General features: G+C 61.0%; 6 protein-coding genes, 1 tRNA gene and 2 rRNA genes. 6 read left to right on the forward strand and 3 right to left on the reverse strand.

What is annotated here, in order from left to right:
* Positions 1-338: 338 nt before the first annotated feature.
* The 6 genes from RIN79_RS15155 (at position 339) to RIN79_RS15175 (ending at position 5087) form a co-directional block, all read left to right on the forward strand.
* Entirely contained in the window at positions 339-1355 is a 1017-nt protein-coding gene (locus tag RIN79_RS15155) for a LacI family DNA-binding transcriptional regulator (protein ID WP_309085509.1), read from the forward strand.
* Positions 1356-1879: 524 nt separating this feature from the next.
* Positions 1880-2116, forward strand: coding sequence for a hypothetical protein (locus RIN79_RS21600; RefSeq protein ID WP_375165943.1), 237 nt, complete (start codon positions 1880-1882; stop codon positions 2114-2116).
* A 1472-nt stretch (positions 2117-3588) separates the two neighbouring features.
* Entirely contained in the window at positions 3589-3768 is a 180-nt protein-coding gene (locus RIN79_RS15165) for a hypothetical protein (protein WP_309085510.1), read from the forward strand.
* A 210-nt stretch (positions 3769-3978) separates the two neighbouring features.
* On the forward strand, positions 3979-4305 hold the full coding sequence (locus tag RIN79_RS15170) for a hypothetical protein (RefSeq protein ID WP_309085511.1): 327 nt from the start codon (positions 3979-3981) through the stop codon (positions 4303-4305).
* Positions 4306-4467: 162 nt separating this feature from the next.
* Positions 4468-4800 (forward strand): hypothetical protein, encoded by a 333-nt coding sequence (locus RIN79_RS21605; RefSeq protein ID WP_375165947.1) that lies wholly within the window; start codon positions 4468-4470, stop codon positions 4798-4800.
* The gene (locus RIN79_RS15175) at positions 4761-5087 is read left to right on the forward strand and encodes a hypothetical protein (protein ID WP_309085512.1); all 327 of its coding nucleotides are present in this window, start codon (positions 4761-4763) and stop codon (positions 5085-5087) included. The genes RIN79_RS21605 and RIN79_RS15175 overlap by 40 nt, the downstream gene beginning before the upstream one ends.
* A gap of 65 nt (positions 5088-5152) precedes the next feature.
* Here RIN79_RS15175 and RIN79_RS15180 read toward each other — a convergent pair.
* From RIN79_RS15180 to RIN79_RS15190, 3 genes are all read right to left on the reverse strand, one after another.
* A tRNA-Met gene (locus RIN79_RS15180) sits at positions 5153-5229 on the reverse strand.
* A gap of 150 nt (positions 5230-5379) precedes the next feature.
* A 5S ribosomal RNA gene (gene rrf / locus RIN79_RS15185) occupies positions 5380-5494 on the reverse strand.
* Positions 5495-5575: 81 nt separating this feature from the next.
* Positions 5576-6414: ribosomal RNA gene (locus RIN79_RS15190) — 23S ribosomal RNA — on the reverse strand; the annotation flags it as partial.

Below are 6414 nucleotides of genomic sequence, written 5' to 3' on the forward strand. Positions count from 1 at the left end.
TTCCTCCCACTGAGATCGGGCACCTCACACCTCAACCTCATGACGATGATTATTGACGTCGGGAAACATCAATGTCAACATCACATGACATCATAATTTATCAGGAGAGTCCCGATTTGCATGGGGGTGAAGTGACGCCCCTCCCCATCTCATCAGTCAGGATGCGAGTTTTTGAGGTATGCGGGAGCCGTCTCGCCTGGTTTGCCCCGCGGCGCAACGAATGCCTCTTGAACAGGCGAAGCCAAATGCATCATTTAACATCAGTTTCTTGTCCGCAGACGATTCGAGCCGGCGCTTCCGGCGGCTGAAGACGAGATGGACACAGAGGACCCGCGAGTATGCGTTCGACCTTGCAGGACATTGCGCGCGAAGCCGGCGTCTCGAGCGCCACGGTCGACCGCGTGCTCAACAACCGGGCGGGCGTGAGGCACCGGACGAAGGAGGTCGTGCTGGAAACGGCGCGGCGTCTTGGGTACATCGCCGAAACAGCCGGCGGCGTTCCCGTCGGCGCCACGGTTCGCCTCACCTTTGTGCTCCCCGCCGGCACCAACACCTTCATCAAGGACCTGCACCATCAGATCGAGCTACAAGCCGGCAGCCGCCAGGATCTGGAAGTGCGTGTGGAGACGATCGAGGGCTTCAACCCGGACAGCCTTGCCCGCGCCCTGCACGAGCTTGAGGGTCAGACCGATGGGGTGGGTGTGATCGCTCTTGACCACCCCACCGTGCGCGAGGCAATCCGCAGCCTCTCTTCCAGCGGCGTCAAGGTGGTGACCCTTGCATCCGATATCCTTCACGTGCCGCGGGTTGCCTATATCGGGATCGACAATCGGGCGGCGGGGCGTCTTGCGGGCTATCTGCTCGGCCGCTTTCTCGGGACCTCCGACCGCAAGAAGGTGGCGCTTTTTGCCGGTTCTCTTTCCTACCGCGGCCATGAGGAGCGGGAGATGGGCTTCCGACACATCATCTCCGAAGCGTTCCCCAATCTGGAGATCGTGGAGCTCCGGGAAATGAAGGATGACCGGGAGAAGGCATACCAGGAAGCCGCCAATCTGCTGGAGCGGCATTCAGATCTTGCCGGCATCTACAATATCGGCGCCGGCAATCAGGGTATTGCCCGCGCGCTGCAGGACAGGAATCTCGCCCACCGCGTCGTCTTCATCGGCCACGAACTGACAGGCCGGAACAAGGCCCTGCTCCTTGATGGGACGCTGGATGCGGTCATAGATCAGAATCCGCGGGTGGAGGCCCGTGAGGCTCTGAACATCCTCACAAACGCTGTTCGCGGATTGCCTTGCGAACAGCACCTGCCGCGTCTTCAAGTCATTTTCCGTGAGAATATTCCAGAAACCTGACTGCTTCCTTGGACCACCGAACCGCAACACAGCACCATCACTTTGCTGCTGCGTTGGCTCACGCGACCGCGAGCGAGTTTTGCCCCGGCACAGCCGTCTGGTCTAGCGATGCTTGCGGAAAAGAGATTGGCTCTGCCCCCAACCACTCTTAATGATTGCACTCCATCCGCGGAGCTACGCTCTCGCACGGAGGGTACTGCAGTTGATCGGCGTGTGCATCATTTTTGATGCACACAGCGGGATGAGGAATGGAAACGCTGCTCACACCCCACCGTGTTGTTGTCGCATATCCGGCGCCCCCGCTTCCGGACAGACTCGTGGAAGCTTGCGAAGACACGCTGTGGCGTGGTCCTCGCTGGCTCGCCGCGTCTTAGGCGTGTCGGCCACGAGGCCGGATCGCTGTCGGCGTGACTGCATCCGGAAATGCTCAGGCTGGATCTTCCGGCCGTGTGTCTTGAGACCCAGCACGTGCTTGCGATAATGTCGGCACAGCGCAACGAGATCGACAAGGCCCTGCGCTCAGCATGGCCTATATCATGCGCACCTTCTGGTTCCGCCCGGCCCATGTCAAGACGGACGTTTGTTACCGGATGCGGCTTCTTCTAACGCAGCGGCGCGACTTCAAACGCAGGGTGCCCGACATCGAAAACACTATCCGCCGTTCGCTCAAGAGCTTGGCAGCCGCATCAAGGGCGCCGGTTGCGGCGGCTTTGCAGAAGGCGGTGCGCGCGGCGGTGGTCGACGATGCGCTGACGCGCTAGCTGATGGACGCGATGCTGACGGCGCGCGGTGCTGTGGAAATGGTACGGCCGCCTGCGACCTGGTGTTCATATCTGTCGCCGACAGCGAGCTGGGTCGGCGCTATCTGGCTATGCGCCGCGACGGTTCGAGCGCTGCGTTGGCGCAGCCTAAATAGCCGGTCGCAGAGCGCGGGGGACTGCACGACGCGCCGGCACTCGGCCGTTCTGCAGGTGAGCGTATTGCGGAAAGCTGCGGCGTATCACGAAGTGGAAAGAAGAGAAACGACCGATGCAAGACAGTTCATCGCAAGCATAGCCCATAAAAGGGCAGGATAAAGGGCCGCGATGTGCGGCTCGGTCGGAGGGCAGGAGGCGAGGCGGCATCGCGAGGTGTACCGAAATTGTGCGAGGTGCACGCGCGTGGTTTTCTCAATCTCGTCAATGAAAACTGCACCTCGCGCGAGATGACCGCCATTCGCGGGGTGGAAATCGACTCGTTGAGACTTCAGTCTCTGGCGGCATCCCGGTATTCAGCGTCGCCCGCGCGAGCTCAGCAGACTGATTTGGCAGCCAAGCTGTTCGCGCTCCCCGCCAGTCGTTCTTCAACCCGACGACAGTCTCGAACCATTCCATATTCTCTCGAATGATCTTCGACTTCGTGCGGTCCCGGGCGGACACGGTTCTGCCGCCGCGCGAGCTGGAGAATCTACCTCTCTACCTGCTAAGGCTCATCGAAGGGGAGCTGTTACCGCCGAGGCGTGGGCAGGCGATCGACTGGGCCCTTATCGGTGACGAATGCGAGATCGAGCCGAGCATGCTTCGCGCCGCATCTCGAGTCCTGCAGCCAGCGTTCGATGCCATCATGCGTTACCTCGGACGACGCTCGAGCAGCGGGAGAACTAGAAAGCGCGGCACAAGAGGAGAGGGGCTAACACCCCGGTGGAAGTGCGTCCCAAGGCAAAGCCGGAGAATGTGCGAGCTGATCCGCTTGGCCGCCGCGCCGGCGTCGCGCGCAGAGGCGCGAAGCCGAAGCCTATTGTTGAATTCCCAGAGCCGAAGTGGACGAGCTGGCAAGACCCGGAGACATTCCCTGAGGCCCTACGGCTACATATGGAACGGCATGGGGATACCAGTTGGTACCTCTACCGGGCCGTAGTGCGCCCAGGGGAAAGGTTGGACAGGAAGACACTGCTGACGTGGGCAAGGGGAACCCGGGCGCCGCGAAGCGTGGAGAGCCTGGAGGTGCTCGGCCGGATAGAACGGCGATACCGGCTGCCACCCGGCTATTTCAAGAACAAGCTGCCGAACAAGCAGCACTCCGCATCTGGTCACCAGCCCGCCGCAATCTCGAGCGCTGAGCGGCGGCGGCTGGCGTGGCACCTGCCGGACGATTCGAGAAGCGATCATCCCCTGAGCAGGAAGAAATCCTGAACTGGGTCAGCTCCGTTATCATCTCTGGTTCGACCGACTACCGCCGCTCCCAGGCGGCGGCCATGAAGCGCCGTTTCGCGGTGCGCTTCCCCGGGCTGCTGCCGGATGGACAGGAGCTGGCGCGCAGGCATCTGCGCGGCGATCCGCACGACCTGGACGATGATGGGGAAACCGACGCGTCTGTCATGACGAGGACAGTCGACGCGCCTGCACGGCTCGCAGCGAGATGGCGGAGCTGTTGAGCTTCAAGACGGCCACGCTCGCGGCATTCGGGTATCAGCGGCTGGGGGTATGGGGTATAAGGAGGCCGCGCAGAAGGTCGAGCATCTCGGCTTGCTCTTTGGCGCGCTGACAGCATCTCCACGCAGCGCCGTGCGCGGGCGTGGGCTGCCATTGCAATCGCTCACCTTCGGCCTCCTCGTATTCCCGGCCGTATGGGATTGGTACCTGCAATGGCGGGAGCAGAGGCGCGGCTTCTTGACTGCTGGGAAGTCGACATGTTGCGGATCGCCATGGCGCTGACGCGGGCTGAGACTGGTTGGCTGAGGCAGAGTCCTCACCTCGCCGACCATCTCGTTCCGATCCCAGGGCTGGTCTCGCGCGAAGAAATCACGGCCGCCCGGCGTGAGTGGAACGTGGCATGCGACGTCTGCCACAAGCATTGCGCCGGCCGCATCAAAGAGGTTCAGCGCGTTGCCAAGGTGCACCGCGATCCGTTCGAGCCGACAGGGAAGCGCGTCTCGCGCCTCAATCCCTCCGGAGAAGTGGATCGTTACTGAAGTGCCAGCGCTGCGCATCGTCGACGACGCGCTCTGGCAAGCGGTGAAGGCGAAACAGAACGAGATCGCCGAGAAGCACGCCAAGGTCATCGCCGCGGTACGCGAGCATCACAGGAAGAACCCGCTCGGGGCCTGCAGCGGCCGAAAAGCCTTCTTTCCGGTCTGGTCCATTGTGGTGTCTGCGGCGGGCCATGCTCGTTGCGTGGCCAAGATCGCTTCGCCTGCTCGGCGCATATCACGAACAGGTCCTGCGGCAACGGCCATACGATCGCTCGCCAAGGCCTGGAAGAGCGAGTGCTCACCGGCCTCGGAGACCGCATCATGGCGCCTGATGCTGCCGAGGCAGCCCTGCGTGCCTATGCCGAAGAGACCAACCAACTTAACCGTGAGCGCCGAGCCCGCTGGAACGTGCCCGCGCGGAGCTGGCGAAGGTCGATCGGGCAGTCAAAGAAATCTTGGATATCATGGAGGGCGGCGGGTATACGCGCCTTCTGATGGATCGTTTACGGGAGCTTGAGGTAAAGCAGGACGCGCTGCGCGATGAAATGGCAGGCGCCAGCAATCCACTCCCTGATATTTATCCAAATGTGGCGCAAATATACCGGCGCAAGGTCGAGCGCCTCGCGGCGGCTCTGCAGCACCCGGAAGATCAGCTGGAAGCGGCCGAGGCGATCCGCGCCCTCATCGAACGCGCGACGCTCATTCCTGAGCGCAAAGCGAGGCGAGATCGAGATCACGCTGCACGGAGAGCTAGGCGCGATTCTGGCTTGGCTTGGGGCTGAAGGCGTTGAAAAGCCTGGAAAAAAGAAAACTCCCGGAACAAAACGTTCGGGAGTGTCGGGATCAATGGTTGCGGGGGCAGGATTTGAACCTGCGACCTTCAGGTTATGAGCCTGACGAGCTACCGGGCTGCTCCACCCCGCGTCACCACACAGGCGGCTGCCTGCGAAATGCATCCTGTCATGACAAAAGGCCGCCTGAGCTCCGCCGAAGAGAGCCAATCACAGGGGCGGCCCGGAACCGCGAGCCGAAGCCGCGGAACGTGAAGAGAAGAGAAATCCATGCGTTTGGCAGACCTGGCAGCGACCTACTCTCCCGCGTCTTGAGACGAAGTACCATTGGCGCTGGGGCGTTTCACGGCCGTGTTCGGAATGGGAACGGGTGCAGCCACCCCGCTATAACCACCAGGTCGGCAAAACGCATGTTTTCTGTTCGAGAAGCTGGATTGTTACCGTTGCCATCATCGCAATGATGGGCACGAGCAATGAGAATGATCAAGCCGATCGAGCTATTAGTACCGGTAAGCTTCATGCGTTGCCGCACTTCCACACCCGGCCTATCAACGTGGTCGTCTTCCACGGCTCTCAGGGAATACTCGTTTTCAGGTGGGTTTCCCGCTTAGATGCCTTCAGCGGTTATCCCGTCCGTATATAGCTACCCTGCTATGCGGCTGGCGCCACAACAGGTCCACCAGAGATACGTCCATCCCGGTCCTCTCGTACTAGGGACAGATCCTGTCAATATTCCTACACCCACGGCAGATAGGGACCGAACTGTCTCACGACGTTCTGAACCCAACTCACGTACCGCTTTAAATGGCGAACAGCCATACCCTTGGGACCTGCTCCAGCCCCAGGATGCGATGAGTCGACATCGAGGTGCCAAACCACCCCGTCGATATGGACTCTTGGGGGGGATCAGCCTGTTATCCCCGGCGTACCTTTTATCCGTTGAGCGATGGCCCTTCCACGCGGGACCACCGGATCACTATGACCGACTTTCGTCTCTGCTCGACTTGTCTGTCTCGCAGTCAGGCAGGCTTATGCCATTGCACTCAGCGAACGATTTCCGACCGTTCTGAGCCCACCATCGCGCGCCTCCGTTACTCTTTAGGAGGCGACCGCCCCAGTCAAACTACCCACCATACACTGTCCTGGACCCGGATGACGGGCCGCAGTTAGACATCCATGACAACAAGGGTGGTATTTCAAGGACGGCTCCACCAAGGCTGGCGCCCTGGCTTCAAAGCCTACCACCTATCCTACACATGTCGTCACGAATGCCAGTGTAAAGCTATAGTAAAGGTGCACGGGGTCTTTCCGTCTAACC

Origin of the sequence: Chelativorans sp. (genome assembly GCF_031180965.1) — a bacterium.
Taxonomy (GTDB): domain Bacteria; phylum Pseudomonadota; class Alphaproteobacteria; order Rhizobiales; family Rhizobiaceae; genus Chelativorans.

What these genes read in the sequence shown, in the direction of transcription:
- RIN79_RS15155 (WP_309085509.1), top strand. Translation starts at nt 339, where the DNA reads ATGCGTTCGACCTTGCAGGACATTGCGCGCGAAGCCGGCGTCTCGAGC.
- RIN79_RS21600 (WP_375165943.1), top strand. Translation starts at nt 1,880, where the DNA reads ATGGCCTATATCATGCGCACCTTCTGGTTCCGCCCGGCCCATGTCAAG.
- RIN79_RS15165 (WP_309085510.1), top strand. Translation starts at nt 3,589, where the DNA reads ATGAAGCGCCGTTTCGCGGTGCGCTTCCCCGGGCTGCTGCCGGATGGA.
- RIN79_RS15170 (WP_309085511.1), top strand. Translation starts at nt 3,979, where the DNA reads ATGGCGGGAGCAGAGGCGCGGCTTCTTGACTGCTGGGAAGTCGACATG.